This window comes from Undibacterium sp. Rencai35W, from assembly GCF_049340185.1.
Classification (GTDB): Bacteria; Pseudomonadota; Gammaproteobacteria; order Burkholderiales; family Burkholderiaceae_D; genus Undibacterium.
Genome location: NZ_JBMPPC010000002.1, coordinates 27,160 through 42,806 on the forward strand (window position 1 = coordinate 27,160; position 15,647 = coordinate 42,806).

Here is a 15,647-nt window from a genome sequence, read left to right on the forward strand (position 1 = left end):
CAATCTCAATAAAAAAGCGGCCTCAGCCGCTTTTTTATTGTTTGATCAGCACACTAATCAGAACTGATCTTCAGTCAACGCCAAAACACCGGCACTACCTTCTACAATAGAAGTACGCAATCCCTGAGCCGCAGACAATATGTGATCTGCGAAGAAACGTGCCGTAGCGATTTTAGTCTTATAAAAACTAGAATCACCCTCACTCGCCTGCAATTTATCCTGGGAGATCAATGCAGCCCTAGCCATTTGCCAGCCGCCAAGCACAATACCAGCCAGTTTCAAATATGGAACGCTACCGGCAAACACCGCTTTAATATCCGTTTTAAAATTCGCCGCGACAAAAGCGACTACCTCCTCCATAGCATCTGCACCCAATACCAGCTGGCGCTGGATTGCCTGCAAATCATCGGATTGCACTGCAGCTAATTCGGATGCTGTTTGACGCACCTGGGCAATCAGCGCCCTGGCCGTTGCGCCGCCATCACGAGCAGTTTTGCGACCAACCAGATCGTTTGCCTGAATCGCCGTCGTACCTTCATAAATCGTCAGAATCTTGGCATCACGGTAGTGCTGAGCCGCCCCAGTTTCTTCAATAAAGCCCATTCCACCATGTACCTGAACACCTGTTGACGTAACATCCAAAGACATTTCAGTAGACCAACCTTTGACAATAGGCACCAAGTATTCGTAGCAAGTCTGATTTGCTTTACGCACAGACTCATCGACGTGGTGATGAGCTGCATCACTCGCAGCTGCGGCTACATAAGCAAGCGCACGGGCACCCTCAATCTGCGCACGCATCGACATAAGCATACGACGCACATCAGGATGATGAATAATAGTGACGGGGCCAGCAGAACCCGATAAATCACGCGACTGAACACGGTCTTTCGCATAGCCTACGGCTTTTTGATATGCACGCTCAGCGATACCAATACCTTGCAGACCGACCCCGAAACGAGCTGCGTTCATCATGATGAACATGTATTCAAGGCCACGATTCTCTTCGCCAACCAACGTACCTATCGCACCGCCGTTATCACCAAATTGCAGTACTGCCGTCGGACTCGCCTTAATACCCAATTTATGCTCAATCGAGACGCAGTGCGCATCATTGCGCGCGCCCAGGGAGCCATCCGCATTTACTAGGAATTTAGGAACAATAAACAGAGAAATACCTTTGACGCCCTCGGGTGCGTCTGGTGTGCGAGCCAACACCAGGTGAACGATATTTTCAGCCATATCGTGCTCACCATAGGTAATGAAAATTTTCGTACCGAAAATTTTATAAGTACCGTCGCCCTGAGGAACTGCGCGTGAACGCACCATTGCCAGATCTGATCCCGCCTGCGGTTCAGTCAAATTCATCGTGCCAGTCCATTTACCGGCAATCAGATTTTCAAGATAAATCGCTTTTTGTTCATCACTGCCTGCCGTCAACAATGCCTCAATCGCACCATCACTTAATAACGGGCACAAGGCAAAAGAAACGCTCGCCGAATTCAACATCTCGATACACGGTGTAGCGACCAGCTTTGGCAAACCCTGACCACCAAAATCAGCTGGATGCTGCACGCCTTGCCAACCAGCCTCACCAAACATCTTGAACGCTTCTTTAAAACCTTTAGTCGTGAAGACCTCGCCGTCTTTCCAATAACTCGGCGCCTGGTCTCCTGGCCAATTTAAAGGGGCAACAACTTCGCCAGTAAATTTTGCATTTTCCTCTAATACAGCTTCAACAGTTTCCGGCGTCGCGTCTTCACAACCTGGCAGGGCATTGACTTCGGCAAGACCCGCCAGCTCGTTCATCACGAACAGCATATCTTTCAGTGGCGCTACATAACTCATATTTACTCCATGAAAAAGGACAGGATGATCAGGATCATGTCAGAACCAGAGAAAATACTCTGTCAGCTTGACGACAAACCTGCCTATCCTGTCCTGTTAATATTCCAAGACTGCTCACGACAAACCGTGTTTGCCGTGCTCACATTGAATTGATTAGCCTAACTCGGCAACCAGTTGCGGTACGATTTCAAATAAATCACCAACGATACCGTAATCAGCCACAGAGAAAATTGGTGCTTCAGGATCTTTATTAATTGCCACAATGGTTTTTGAATCCTTCATACCTGCCAGATGCTGAATTGCGCCAGAGATACCGACAGCGATATACAACTGCGGAGCAACGATCTTACCGGTTTGACCAACTTGCCAGTCATTTGGCACAAAGCCAGCATCAACTGCCGCACGAGACGCACCCATCGCGGCACCAAGGCGGTCAGCCAGCGGCTCCAAGACTTTAAATGCGTCACCAGAACCCATACCACGACCACCAGAAACGATCACTTTCGCCGCAGTCAGTTCAGGGCGATCTGATTTAGCGACTTCACGGGAAACGAATACAGATTTGCCTGAATCAGCAACAGCAGCAATGCTTTCAATCGCAGCAGATCCACCTGTAGCCGCAGCATCAAAGCCTGTACTACGCACAGTGATTACTTTCACCGCATCGGCAGACTGTACGGTTGCGATTGCATTACCTGCATAAATTGGACGCTCGAACGTATCAGGCGAATCTACTTTAGTAATTTCAGAAATTTGTGACACATCGAGTTTAGCCGCAACACGTGGCAAAATATTTTTGCCGTAAGCGGTAGCAGGCGCCAGAATATGGCTATAAGCGGAAGCAATTGCCAACGCTTGCTCAGCAACATTTTCAGCTAAGCCATCAGCGAAATAAGGTGCATCTGCGTGCAATACTTTGCTGACACCAGCAATCTGAGACGCCGCCTGGGCAGCGGCAGCAGCGTTATGACCAGCGACCAGGATATGAACGTCGCCACCACATTGAATAGCAGCAGTAACTGTGTTTAATGTACTTCCCTTCAAGGAAGCATTGTCGTGTTCAGCGATGACAAGTGTAGTCATGATGTTTTCCACATTGGTTGAACCAGATCATCTGGCACAAAGATTATTCTTAAGGACTAAGGACGAATGAATTAGCTGATAACTTTAGCTTCGTTCTTCAGCTTGGCAACCAGAGTCGCGACGTCAGGCACTTTAATACCGGCGGAACGTTTTGCTGGTTCAACGACTTTCAAAGTCTTCACACGTGAGGTCACGTCTACGCCCAGATCCGCTGGTTTTACATTGTCCAATTGCTTCTTCTTGGCCTTCATGATGTTTGGCAAAGTGACGTAGCGCGGCTCGTTCAGACGCAAATCTGTTGTGATGATCGCTGGCAAAGTCAACGATAAAGTTTCCAGTCCGCCGTCAACTTCGCGTGTCACGGTCGCTTTGCCATCAGCAACGACAACCTTGGAGGCAAAAGTCGCTTGTGGCCAACCCAATAAGGCTGCCAGCATCTGACCTGTCTGATTGCAGTCATCATCAATTGCCTGCTTGCCCAGTATGATCAGCTGAGGCTGCTCTTTGTCAGCCAGCGCTTTCAACAGTTTAGCCACTGCCAGAGGCTGCAGTTCAGCGTCGCTCTCGACTAAAATACCGCGGTCTGCGCCGATCGCCATCGCAGTACGCAAAGTTTCCTGGCATTGCGCGACACCACAAGATACCGCGACAACTTCAGTCACAACGCCGGCTTCTTTCAAGCGCATTGCTTCTTCAACGGCGATCTCGTCGAAAGGATTCATCGACATTTTGACGTTGGCGATATCCACGCCAGTGCCATCGGATTTGACGCGTACTTTGACGTTGTAGTCGACTACACGTTTGACTGGTACCAGGACTTTCATAGTTCTGCCTTTACTGAGCTAATTTTTGAACAGAGATGGTGAAACGGATTAATTCTGATGAAGCGAATGTTGCGAGTGCAGCAAATTGACGTATACGTAAACTTCATCAATTATAAGACTAAATTGGTCTAAGCCACACAATTTAGCACGATCGTTCTTTTCAATCCAGAGCCACAGTAGAGCAGAACACCTAAACAAATGGTTTTCCACAACAAACGACTACATGGATCATGCATAAAAAAAGCTCACTTATCGTGAGCTTTTCTATACTGAGAATTGGTGAATTAATGCTGACATGCTGTCACGCTATTATTTACGCTTAATAAAATACTCGTACTCTTTGCTGTTTTCCAAATGAGAAAGTAGTTCATTGCCAGTTTGCTTGGAGAATGCTTTGAAATCTCTCACTGAACCCGGATCAGTTGCAATGACATGCAATACTTCACCAGTGATCATATCTGCCAGGGCTTTTTTGGTCTTCAAAATTGGAAGCGGACAATTCAATCCGCGAGCATCCAGTTCTTTATTGTATTGCATGATTTTTTCCAGTAGCGGGAATAAACAATTTGAACAGCAAAATACTTACTAAAACATTTGCACCAATTCTACCGGAAATTTAATCAAGATGGTGCAACGCAACAACGAGACCCCGGATTCCACATTGATTAACAATTGTTTGCACAATTTTAGTGAGTATCTGTTGTTAGCTGATCACTCAAGAACTTGCCCAATCAGCAAATACCGGCTCCAGACCTTGAGTACGCATCCAATCTGCCATCGCATAACCAGTTCCGGCACGCCAGGGACGTAATTTTTCAGGACTGACCAGACGATACTCTAATAATTCGGGGGACAATTGAATATTGCCCGAGGCTTTTACATGGTAGGCGATAATGACTTCGTTTTTTTTTGATGAACTCATATACGCCAATGAGACTCACCTGATCGGCGTCGAGATTAGTCTCCTCCTTCAACTCGCGTGCAATCCCCTCTTCCGGCGTCTCACCACGCTCCATAAAACCAGTAATCAGGGCGAAAGTTTTTTCTGGCCAGGCAGCATTCCTTGCAAGCAAAATATGGCCCTCAACCTCGACCAGCGCGGCTAATACCGGAAGTGGATTGTCCCAATGTGTCCAGTGACCTTCCGGACACGCCAGTCTAAGTCGGGAAGCTTCTTGCTCATCTGCGCGGTGCGCCAGTGACGCGGCACATACGGGACAAAATTTTAGTTCCATTATTGGGGATCGTTTAACGACCAGTGCGAGGAATTTGCGGCTGCTTAGGATGAAAGCGCGCCATAGAATATGCGTCGACAAATACGCCGTTGCGCAGCGAGTGCGCACGCATCGTGCCCTCGATCTCAAAGCCAAACTTATTGTACAAATGAACTGCCGCCGCATTATCACAATACACCGTCAATTCAATACGCAATACGTTGAGCCAGTTATCTGAGAGACTTAATATCTCAGCCAGTAAGGCAGTGCCAACACCGCGCCCGGTGAACGAATCCGCGACCGCCATGCCCAGACCTGCCACATGACGACGACGTGATTTTTTTTCGAGATGCAAACCTGCCGTGCCCACTACAACACCGTCATACACTGCAATTAACAAAGTGTCGTCAGGATTAAATTGCTTTAATCGTTCCTGCCACATTTCTACCGTCGGGTGCGGCAATTGCAAAGTACTTGTAAACGCATTGGTACTTGCATACACCCGTTGGATCTGGGCAGCATCTGCTGGTTCGGCACGGCGTATAAAGATCATAGGCGCTCTTTAATCCAGTTAGGTACATCAGCCAGCGCTTTTAACAGACCGCTAGCATCAGTACCGCCGGCCTGAGCAATATCAGGGCGACCGCCACCTTTACCACCAACCTGTTGCGCTACGAAATTGACCAGCTCACCTGCCTTAAGTTTAGAGGTTGAATCCTCAGTCACACCAGCAACCAAACTGACCTTGCCATCATTCACAGCAGCTAAAACAATTGCAGCTGTTTTCATCTTGTCTTTCAGCTTGATCATGGTTTCGCGCAGAGCTGTCGCATCCGCCCCCTCCATAACCGCAGCCAACACTTTGACACCGTTGACGTCTACGGCTTGTTCCAGCAAAGCATCACCCTGATTCGCTGCCAGCTTGGATTTCAATACCGTTAATTCTTTTTCAAGAGACTTAACGTGATCTTGCCATTGTGCTATGCGCTGTGTCAATTTCTCCGGTTGCGTTTTTAATGCACTGGCAATGTCATTGACACGTTGATTTAAGGTTTGCACCAGATCCAGAGCGACTTCGCCAGTGACGGCCTCGACGCGACGAATCCCTGCGGCAACACCGCCTTCAGACACAATTTTAAATAATCCAATGTCGCCTGTACGCGACACATGGGTACCGCCGCACAACTCACGCGACGTACCAATGTCCAGCACACGCACTTCATCACCATATTTTTCGCCGAACAACGCCATTGCACCATGCTTGATCGCATCGTCATACGACATCACCTGCGCCTGCGCAGCGGCGTTAGACAAAATTTCACGATTAACAATAGTTTCGACCTGCAAAATCTCGGCATCGGTCATCGGCGCGTTGTGACTGAAATCGAAACGGGTTTTCTCAGCATCAACCAGTGAGCCTTTTTGCGATACATGAGCACCCAGCACTTCACGCAAAGCCTTGTGCATCAAATGTGTAGCCGAGTGATTGCGCACTGTTTGCGCGCGCACGGCTGTTGCGACTTGCGCATGCAAACTTTGACCGAGTTCTAATGCACCTGAGGTCAAAGTACCGTGATGACCAAAGACATCCGCCTGAATTTTTTGCGTATCAGCGACTTCAAATACAGCGCCGCTAGTCGATTTCAACACACCAGAGTCACCACACTGACCACCGGATTCAGCATAAAAAGGCGTTACGTCAAGCACCACGATACCAGCCTGCCCGGCTTCTAATTTGGACACAGCACTGCCATCCACATATAAGGCAATCACTTTACTATCGTTGCTCAATTGCTCGTACCCGACAAATTTCGTTTTGTCGCCACTATATTCAATTGCTGCGGCCATTTTGAATTTGCCTGCGGCACGAGCGGTTTGCTTTTGATGCGCCATGGCAGCATCGAAACCAGCCTCATCCAGAACCACATTGCGCTCGCGGCAGATATCTGCAGTCAAGTCCAGCGGGAAGCCGTAAGTGTCATAAAGCGTAAATGCGGTTGCGCCGTCCAGATTTTTACTATCTTTGGCCAGAGCTGCTTCCAGAATCTTCATGCCATGTTCCAGCGTTTCGCCAAAACGCTCTTCTTCCTGTTTCAAAACCTGAGCAACGCGCTCGCCAGCCTCTGCCAACTCAGGGTAAGCAACGCCCATTTCTTTCACGAGATCCGCGACCAATTTGTAGAAAAACGGTTGTGGCTGACCCAGCTTGTGTCCATGGCGCAAAGCGCGGCGCGTGATACGACGCAAGACATAACCGCGTCCTTCGTTACCAGGAATAATGCCATCCACAATCAAAAAGCCTGCACAACGAATGTGATCGGCAATCACTTTTAAGGAATTGTGGTTCAGGTCTGTACAACCGGTTTCACGCGCTGCTGCCTTGATCAGATGCTGAAAGGTATCGATCTCATAGTTGGAATGCACATGCTGCAATACCGCGGCAATACGCTCCAGTCCCATACCGGTATCGACGCAAGGCTTTGGCAAAGGATGCAAAACGCCTTGCTCATCCTTGTTGAATTGCATGAACACCAGATTCCAGATTTCGATAAAACGATCGCCGTTTTCATCAGGAGAACCCGGAGGACCACCCCAAATTTCTGGGCCATGATCATAAAAAATTTCAGAGCACGGACCACATGGCCCTGTGTCTGCCATCTGCCAGAAATTGTCTGATGCGTAGCGAGCGCCTTTGTTATCACCGATGCGGATGATGCGCTCAGGCAGTACGCCGATTTCGTTTTTCCAGATATCGTAGGCTTCATCATCCTCCTGATACACAGTCACGGTCAGTTTGTCTTTTGGCAGGCCATAGACGACTGTCAGCAATTCCCAGGCATAGTTGATCGCGTCGCGTTTGAAATAATCGCCAAATGAAAAGTTACCCAGCATTTCAAAAAATGTATGGTGACGCGCTGTGTAGCCCACATTTTCCAGATCATTGTGCTTGCCACCGGCACGTACACTGCGTTGGGCTGTGGTGGCGCGGGTGTAGTTGCGCTTGTCCTGACCAAGGAAAACATCCTTAAATTGCACCATACCGGAGTTGGTAAACAACAAAGTCGGATCATTACCAGGGATCAGGCTGGACGAACGGACTCGTGTATGGCCTTTAGATTCGAAAAAGCTGAGGAATTTATCGCGGATTTCAGACGAGTTCATAGTAATTTTCAGGGCAGATTGATGCGGTTTTAAAGGTTAGCTCTTGATTATACGTGATAACTTCGCGCATTTTCTCGTCAAAACTCATTTCGACCAGGCAAGTTTCAGCGTGTATTGACATGCCAACCGAGAATAATATTCTCCACACCACAGATAAAACAAAACCCGCCTGGCATCGAATACCAGACGGGTTCTACAGAAAAATACTACAGTGAAGCGTTTTACTTATTGTGCGGGAGCACTTGCGGTACGTGCATTGTGTTTTTTCGCGTAGATTTTTTTACTTGCGCGATTTTCTTCATGCTCCAGTTTCGCACGTTCTTTTTTCGTTACGTTGCCATCTGCTTTAGCGGCTTCTTTGTCTGTTTCGATTTTTGCTTCGCGCTTTTCAAGGTTCGCTGTTTCTTGTGCAGTCAAAGCGCCACTATTCACACCATTAGCGATACGTTTTTGTTGATTCTCTTGACGCTTGTCGATGTTAGGCGTGTTTGTGTTTTGAGCAAACACAGGGATAGCAAACAAAGTTGCAACGAGTACGGAAACGAGTTTAACTGATTTCATGATAGTGCCTTTCTGTGTTGTAAAAGTGGAGCGCTTCTTAATTAATCTGAGTCATTTTTTGTATCACTCATGAGCCTATAACGAGCTCGAATACAAGCCTGATGACATGAAAACTGTAAGCCGTGTAAGAAATCGTAACCGTCAACCCAGGCGATAATTCCACCAATACTTTAGGTAATAAAGTCGTGGGAAATCAAGTCGATCCTGTCGGTACAAAACGCATCCACACCCCACCCGACAATCTCGCGCGCCCGCTCTGGCGTATTCACCGTATAACAAAATACACCATAACCTGCAGCCTTGATTTGCGCAGTAAGCTCAGCGGTCAAATGACGGTAATTTGTATGCAAAGCGACCGCTGAAAGAGTTTGTAGTCGCTGTTGCCAGTCGTTCTGAATCTGATCCGTCAGATATCCGCGAGGTATCTCTGGAGCGGATTCTCTGGCACTCATCAGAGCATCAAATGAGAACGATGAAAATAAAACTTGTGCCCCCGCTTGCATTTGCCGGGTCATCTGCGCAACCACCTTACCCGTTTCCGTCTCAAAACCTGGCACGGGTTTAATTTCTACATTCATCCAGATGCCGTGCTCAAGGCAGAATGCCACTACTTGCTGATAGCTCGGAACGAGCTCTCCCGCAAAGTCATTTGAAAACCAGCTACCCGCATCCATCTGCATTAAGGCATCTGCCGTCGTGCTGGCAACGTTGCTATCGCCACGAACAGTTCTGCCAAATAAAGGATCATGCATCAGCACAGGTATGGCATCCTTTGATAACATGACATCGAATTCAACCGCACGGAAGCCATACCTGAGACCACACTGCATCGCAGCAAGGGTATTTTCCGGAGCCAGAGTGCCGCCGCCCCGATGAGCGACAACTTTAGGATAAGGCCACATCATTGCTCTCCATGTTGACTCTCCGATTTGCACAAAAAGAAAACGTACAGGATATATGCAGACCACAGAAAAAAACAAGACCGCACTCGGACATATTCGGGTTCTCGATCTGACACGCGTACTTGCCGGCCCATGGTGCGCACAAAATCTCGCAGATCTCGGTGCAGAAGTAATTAAAGTTGAAAAACCCGGGTCTGGCGACGACACCCGCACCTGGGGCCCTCCGTATCTGCAGGACGCAGACGGCAACAACACGACTGAAGCAGCCTACTATCTCGCCGCCAACCGCGGCAAACAAGCAATCACCATCGATATAGCCACAGCAGAAGGTCAGCAAATTATTCGCGAACTGGCACAGCAATCCGATGTAGTTCTTGAGAATTATAAAGTTGGCCAGCTTAAAAAATACGGGCTGGACTATGACAGCCTCAAATTATTAAAACCAGACCTGGTGTATTGCTCGATCACCGGTTTTGGACAGACGGGCCCATACTCTCATCGTGCGGGTTACGACTTTATTGTGCAAGGCATGGGTGGCTTTATGTCGCTGACTGGTGAACGCGATGACCTGCCCGGCGGAGGTCCGCAAAAAGCAGGTGTTGCAATCGCTGACCTGATGACAGGGATGTACTCAACCATCGCCGTAATGGCAGCGCTGACCCATCGTGACCGCACTGGCGAAGGCCAATATATCGACATGGCACTGCTTGATGTACAGGTCGCGATGCTGGCCAATATGAACACGAATTATCTTGCCAGTGGTAACGCGCCAAAACGCTGGGGCAATGCCCATCCCAACATTGTGCCTTACCAGACCTTTGCAAGCTCTGATGGTCATATCATTGTCGCAGCAGGTAACGACGGGCAATATCGTAAATTCGTTCAAGCGGGTGGACGTCAGGATCTGGCCGATGACGATCGTTTTATCAGTAACCCACTACGCGTGCAGCACCGCGACATATTGGTTCCGCTGCTGGCAGCCATGGTGCAGCAAAAAACAAAACAAGAGTGGATCGATGTGCTGGAGGCGGCGGGCGTACCTTGTGGCGCGATCAATTCGCTTGATGAAGTCTTCGACAATCCTCAAGTCATCGCACGGCAGATGCAGATGGATTTACCACATCCAAGTGCAGGTAAAGTCAAGCTTGTAGGTAGTCCGATGAAGATGTCAGCAACACCCGCAGTATATCCGCTAGCACCGCCCCTACTTGGGCAACATACCGATCAGGTGTTACAAGACTTACTCCATTATGACGATGAAAAAATTGCCGGACTAAGATGGAGCGGCGTCATTGGTATTAAGCCGCTGTAACGCAACACCAAATTAAGGAATTAACGATTATTTACCTTGTCACACAAACCAAGGTCAACAACCGTGCGCTACGCTGCGTTAAGGACATATCATCAATGTTGCGGAGTCTGTCATGCGTAAAGTAGCGATCCTCATTTCTGTCCTGGTCGCGAGCCAATTAACGGCTTGCGCCACACGGGGTTATCAGGCATACCAGGATTCTTCCAGTTCCCCATATCCGTCAAACTACCAGACACCTTATCCGGCACAGAACCCAGCGTATCCTAATCAATATCAGCAGCCAGCCTACCCTCAATATACGCAAGGATATCAGGCACCTGCTCCTGCTTATGTCGAAGTCGCTACCATTGTCGGCATGCGTGAAGTCGGGCAAGCCAGTCATAATCAAGGCGGTGCTGGCGCTCTGGTCGGCGCTGTACTAGGTGGTGTGATCGGTCATCAGGTCGGCAAAGGCGATGGCCGCAATCTGGCGACACTCGGCGGCGCAATAGCTGGTGGCATCGTCGGCAACGAAGTCGAACGAAACAATGCTCCGCAAAAAATAAAAACCGAAATGACCTTACGTATGTCAAACGGCGAACAAAGAACTGTGTTGATTGAACCAGGTTCTTACTACCGGATTGGTGACCGCATCAAGGTCAGTCATCAGAATGGTCAGCTGAATATTGTTCAATAAATTTTCACTGCACTGTCAAAGATAAAAAAGGGAGCTATATACCTATATGCTCCCTCTCTTATTCCTATTGATAAAAATCAGCGATATTGGTTAATCGCATCTCGGGTTTCCTGCGCTATCCGTCTTGCCGCTTGCGCGTAGTCTTCAGAGATAACAGGTTTGGCGTATAAAATTGCCCGTGACGAATTGATCATCATGCCTGTACCTGACAGCGTCTTGCCAGACGAAACGGTTGCTGCAATATCTCCACCCTGCGCGCCAATACCTGGCACCAACAGTGGCATCTCACCTATGATCTGACGGACTTGCGCTAATTCATTCGGAAATGTCGCACCGACAACCAGCGCACATTGTCCATTCGTATTCCATTTGTTGGCAACCAGCTGAGCCACGTGCTGGTACAAAGGTTTGCCACCTGCATCTAAAAATTGCAAATCAGATCCGCCAGCGTTTGAAGTGCGGCACAGCACAATCGCACCACGATCTTTCCACTCCAAATATGGCGCAATAGAATCAAAACCCATATATGGATTGACTGTCACAGCATCGGCATCGTAGCGCTCGAATGCTTCACGCGCATATTGCTCAGCCGTTGCCCCGATATCACCTCGTTTAGCATCCAGAATGACAGGAATAGCTGGATAAGTCGTCTTGATATAGCGGCAAATGGCCTCAAGCTGATCTTCTGCACGTAAAGCCGCAAAATAGGCAATTTGTGGTTTAAACGAACAGGCGAGATCGGCCGTTGCATCAATCATCGTCTTGCAAAAAGCAAAGATTGCGTCCGGCTGGTTCGTCAGTTCCGGCGGGAAACGCGATATATCAGGATCTAGCCCAACACACAGGAGAGAATTGTTTTTCGCCCAAGCCTCTGTCAATTTTTCGATAAAAGTCACGATTATTCCTCTATATATTCTTTACGCATATTTTTGCAGCATTATCATCCGCACCAGATTCATAGCTCAGATAGTTTGCCATAGCCATGCATTATAACTTGATGGAATAGTCGTTAATCCCTGAAACGTCCGAATACCGACGAGGTATCACAGGCATCTATGTTTCTTATTTGATTATCCATCTCATAAGGTCGATAATTAGATGAAACCATTATCTCTCGCTCATTATTTCCATTTACCTCTGTCACAATGAAAAATACCGTTCCTGGCCAAATCGATTTACTAGCGCTGGATAATCAGTTTTGCTTCGCCTTGTACTCCGCATCTCTGGCGATGACAAAAACCTACAAGCCTTTGCTAGATAAAATCGGACTAACCTATCCGCAATATCTGGTCATGATGGTGCTATGGGAGCACGATGGCATTTTGGTCAAGAACATAGGCGAAGCCTTATTCCTTGATTCTGGTACCTTAACTCCACTCCTGAAGCGAATGGAGGCAGCAGAGTTGCTTACCCGTAATCGAGATGAGATTGACGAGAGACAAGTCAGGATACATCTGACAAAACAAGGCAAATTACTGAAAAAAGCAGCAAAAGAAATTCCCCTGCAAATCATGTGCGCTAGCGGACAAACTAAAGAGACTCTGATCAATTTAAAGACCCAACTCTCTCAGGTTAGAAATGATTTAACGGAAAGCAATTTATCCTAAGGCGTAGTTATTTTCAAAATTTTTCGCAAATTAGATTGCACGCAATTTAATTGTGTACTATTATATTTTCACTGGCAGATAAAGCCACATTAGAATCAATTTTCAGACTGGCTTTACTATAATTTTGACGCAACTCTCACGCAAGACAACTCAGGAGAATCACATGCAAGTTCTTTACACAGCAAATGCGACAGCAACCGGTGGCCGCGATGGTCGTGCCGCTTCAGATGACAATCAATTAGCAGTTAAACTGACTACGCCAAAAGAGCTCGGTGGCGCAGGCGGTGAAGGGACGAATCCTGAGCAAATGTTTGCCGCAGGCTACTCAGCATGCTTTATCGGTGCGATGAAATTTGTTGCAGCCGCAACGAAAATTGCATTGCCTGCCGAGACATCTGTGAACGGTTTAGTTGGCATTGGTCCAAATGGCAAAGGCGGATTCGGACTGGAGGTCGCACTGAATGTCTCCATCCCAGGTATGGAACGTACTGCAGCAGAAGCACTGGTTGCGAAAGCGCACGAAGTTTGCCCCTACTCTAACGCGACACGTGGCAATATTGATGTGAAAGTCACCGTAGTGTAACCAGCATCAGTAAATCAGCACCAATTCAGTAAGATTAAAGCGCCCGGAAAATTATTTTTTCCGGGCGCTTTTTCGCTAAAATGACTGGATGACTACCTCATCAAATCAAGTAAGCAGTATTCCTAATCTCGGTAAACAGTTCCTAGCTCAGGAATTGACATATGCAAAACTGATACCGGCTTTGCGCAAGGCATTTGCCAGCGACATGGTTGCACCACGCAGGCATGTGCACACATTGTCGGAAAACCCCGCCTCTACTTTATTACTCATGCCAGTCTGGCAAACGCACGGCACAACCGGTGTCAAGCTGGTAACAGTGGCGCCTGAGAATAATGAAGCCCCATCGGTGCATGCCATCTTTATCCTGTTCGATACGACGACCGGTACACCCCTCGCCATGATGGATGGGGAGGAACTAACGCTCAGACGAACCGCTGCCACATCAGCCTTGGCCTCTGCTTATACATCTCGCGCTGACAGCGAACACCTGCTAATGGTTGGAACAGGCAAACTGATTCCCTACCTCGCAACAGCACATTGCCAGGTACGCCCCATCAAAGTAATTACGGTGTGGGGGCGATCACAGGAAAAAGCAGAACAAAGTCTGCATGCAATACTAGAACAACGCGAACTACCGAAAAATATTCAGTTAAGCGTAGCAACAAATCTCAGCAAAGCGGCAGCGCAAGCGGACATCGTCAGTTGCGCAACAACTAGCAGCCAAGCCATCGTGATGGGACACATGGTGAAAGCAGGTACTCACCTTGATCTGGTAGGTGGATTTACACCCAATATGCGTGAAGTCGACGATACACTAATGGCGAAAGCACAGGTTTTTGTTGACACCTATGCAGGCGCACTAACTGAAGCGGGCGACATAACACAAGCATTGGCAAATACTTGTCTGGAACGCAGTTCGATCGTCGCAGAACTCGCAGAGCTGGTAAGCGGCGAGCATCGCGGCCGGTCAGACGAGCAACAGATCACTCTCTTTAAATCGGTAGGCACTGCGATTGAGGATTTATGTGGAGCAAATCTAGCTTGGGAAGCCTATCAAACAAGTATGGTGAGGTCTATCTGACGGTTCATTCGCTATTACATTTACTAACAATACTTACCCTGCAACAACTTGGTTTTCTTGATCTACTGCTATATCCTTGTTAAGTATCAACAGACTTCAAGTTAATTTATAAAAACTAACTTGCACCAGTTATTATGAAATCAGCACTATTAGATTTGTCACAAGAAGCCAAACTATCAAAAAGCATCAGGCAAATCTATTACGACTTTAAAAATCTCGGATACTTTGATCAGTACGGTTCTTCTTGTGTTGCCATGGCTGCATTACTTAGCAATTTGTTGGAAAAACAAGGATTCAATACGAAAGTGCAGGCATGCTATGCCATTGTGAAGAATTCAGATCAACAATTCTTTCTCGGGTACAAAGGTTATGCAAAAACAGGGCAAGTGGAAGGTCACGCTGTGTGTATTGTTAATGATCGTATTTTGATTGATTTTGGTCTGGGTAATGTAAGAAAAGATTTCGACTCACAATTTCACAGAGCAATTTGTTCCGACATTGATATGAATCCAAGTCAAGGCTATGTCGCAAGGATTCATATTAATGAAAAAACCACTATTGAATGGCACACAGACTGGATTCCTCCTGACATTGCCAACGAATACATGCAGCAAGCTCCTTTGTTAGAGCCAATTATCAGTAATTACGAGCGTTACAAGAAAAACAGAATTGCTTTTCTTATTAAGCAATTAGTATTTCAGAATAGAAAAATATCTGTAAACAATATCGTTCGTATCTAGTGAAAGAAATGCCGTCGCTCATAGTAAGTACTAATTTTATATTCAGCTATTTAA

The 15,647-nt window shown here is 47.5% G+C and carries 15 protein-coding genes and 1 pseudogene; 6 read left to right on the plus strand and 10 right to left on the minus strand.

Annotation, left to right across the window (positions count from 1 at the left end; genetic code table 11):
• Positions 1 to 57 precede the first annotated feature (57 nt).
• From ACO0K3_RS04095 to ugpQ, 9 genes and pseudogenes are all read right to left on the minus strand, one after another.
• Positions 58 to 1,848, minus strand: a complete 1,791-nt coding sequence (locus tag ACO0K3_RS04095) for an acyl-CoA dehydrogenase (RefSeq protein WP_422982165.1) — start codon at positions 1,846 to 1,848, stop codon at positions 58 to 60.
• A 153-nt stretch (positions 1,849 to 2,001) separates the two neighbouring features.
• Positions 2,002 to 2,931 carry an electron transfer flavoprotein subunit alpha/FixB family protein gene (locus ACO0K3_RS04100; protein WP_422982167.1) on the minus strand — a complete coding sequence of 310 codons (930 nt, stop codon included), beginning with the start codon at positions 2,929 to 2,931 and terminating at the stop codon, positions 2,002 to 2,004.
• 71 nt (positions 2,932 to 3,002) lie between these two features.
• The gene (locus ACO0K3_RS04105) at positions 3,003 to 3,755 is read right to left on the minus strand and encodes an electron transfer flavoprotein subunit beta/FixA family protein (RefSeq protein WP_422982169.1); all 753 of its coding nucleotides are present in this window, start codon (positions 3,753 to 3,755) and stop codon (positions 3,003 to 3,005) included.
• Positions 3,756 to 4,064: 309 nt separating this feature from the next.
• Entirely contained in the window at positions 4,065 to 4,292 is a 228-nt protein-coding gene (locus ACO0K3_RS04110; RefSeq protein ID WP_422957783.1) for a sulfurtransferase TusA family protein, read from the minus strand.
• Positions 4,293 to 4,470: 178 nt separating this feature from the next.
• Positions 4,471 to 4,990, minus strand: a pseudogene (locus ACO0K3_RS04115) (NUDIX domain-containing protein).
• Positions 4,991 to 5,003: 13 nt separating this feature from the next.
• A complete protein-coding gene (locus ACO0K3_RS04120; RefSeq protein ID WP_422960979.1) occupies positions 5,004 to 5,522 on the minus strand; it encodes a GNAT family N-acetyltransferase in 519 nt (172 codons plus the stop codon).
• Positions 5,519 to 8,131, minus strand: a complete 2,613-nt coding sequence (gene alaS, locus ACO0K3_RS04125) for an alanine--tRNA ligase (RefSeq protein ID WP_422982171.1) — start codon at positions 8,129 to 8,131, stop codon at positions 5,519 to 5,521. The genes ACO0K3_RS04120 and alaS overlap by 4 nt, the downstream gene beginning before the upstream one ends.
• Before the next feature lie 225 nt (positions 8,132 to 8,356).
• Positions 8,357 to 8,692, minus strand: a complete 336-nt coding sequence (locus tag ACO0K3_RS04130) for a hypothetical protein (RefSeq protein WP_422982173.1) — start codon at positions 8,690 to 8,692, stop codon at positions 8,357 to 8,359.
• A gap of 170 nt (positions 8,693 to 8,862) precedes the next feature.
• Entirely contained in the window at positions 8,863 to 9,594 is a 732-nt protein-coding gene (gene ugpQ, locus ACO0K3_RS04135; protein WP_422983158.1) for a glycerophosphodiester phosphodiesterase, read from the minus strand.
• Positions 9,595 to 9,649: 55 nt separating this feature from the next.
• On the opposite strand from ugpQ, the gene ACO0K3_RS04140 reads away from it, so the two are divergent.
• Together ACO0K3_RS04140 and ACO0K3_RS04145 are read left to right on the plus strand one after the other, a co-directional pair.
• A complete protein-coding gene (locus ACO0K3_RS04140; RefSeq protein WP_422982175.1) occupies positions 9,650 to 10,906 on the plus strand; it encodes a CaiB/BaiF CoA transferase family protein in 1,257 nt (418 codons plus the stop codon).
• Positions 10,907 to 11,018: 112 nt separating this feature from the next.
• The gene (locus tag ACO0K3_RS04145; protein ID WP_422982177.1) at positions 11,019 to 11,582 is read left to right on the plus strand and encodes a glycine zipper 2TM domain-containing protein; all 564 of its coding nucleotides are present in this window, start codon (positions 11,019 to 11,021) and stop codon (positions 11,580 to 11,582) included.
• Positions 11,583 to 11,659: 77 nt separating this feature from the next.
• Here ACO0K3_RS04145 and pyrF read toward each other — a convergent pair whose 3' ends face one another.
• Positions 11,660 to 12,478: an orotidine-5'-phosphate decarboxylase gene (pyrF, locus tag ACO0K3_RS04150; RefSeq protein WP_422982179.1), complete on the minus strand. Its 819-nt coding sequence runs from the start codon at positions 12,476 to 12,478 to the stop codon at positions 11,660 to 11,662.
• A 249-nt stretch (positions 12,479 to 12,727) separates the two neighbouring features.
• Here pyrF and ACO0K3_RS04155 point away from each other — a divergent pair, with 249 nt between their 5' ends.
• From ACO0K3_RS04155 to ACO0K3_RS04170, 4 genes are all read left to right on the plus strand, one after another.
• Entirely contained in the window at positions 12,728 to 13,189 is a 462-nt protein-coding gene (locus ACO0K3_RS04155) for a MarR family winged helix-turn-helix transcriptional regulator (RefSeq protein ID WP_422982181.1), read from the plus strand.
• A 163-nt stretch (positions 13,190 to 13,352) separates the two neighbouring features.
• The gene (locus ACO0K3_RS04160) at positions 13,353 to 13,772 is read left to right on the plus strand and encodes an organic hydroperoxide resistance protein (protein WP_422982183.1); all 420 of its coding nucleotides are present in this window, start codon (positions 13,353 to 13,355) and stop codon (positions 13,770 to 13,772) included.
• 88 nt (positions 13,773 to 13,860) lie between these two features.
• A complete protein-coding gene (locus ACO0K3_RS04165) occupies positions 13,861 to 14,853 on the plus strand; it encodes an ornithine cyclodeaminase family protein (RefSeq protein ID WP_422982185.1) in 993 nt (330 codons plus the stop codon).
• 134 nt (positions 14,854 to 14,987) lie between these two features.
• Positions 14,988 to 15,593 carry a hypothetical protein gene (locus ACO0K3_RS04170; protein WP_422982187.1) on the plus strand — a complete coding sequence of 202 codons (606 nt, stop codon included), beginning with the start codon at positions 14,988 to 14,990 and terminating at the stop codon, positions 15,591 to 15,593.
• Positions 15,594 to 15,647 lie beyond the last annotated feature (54 nt).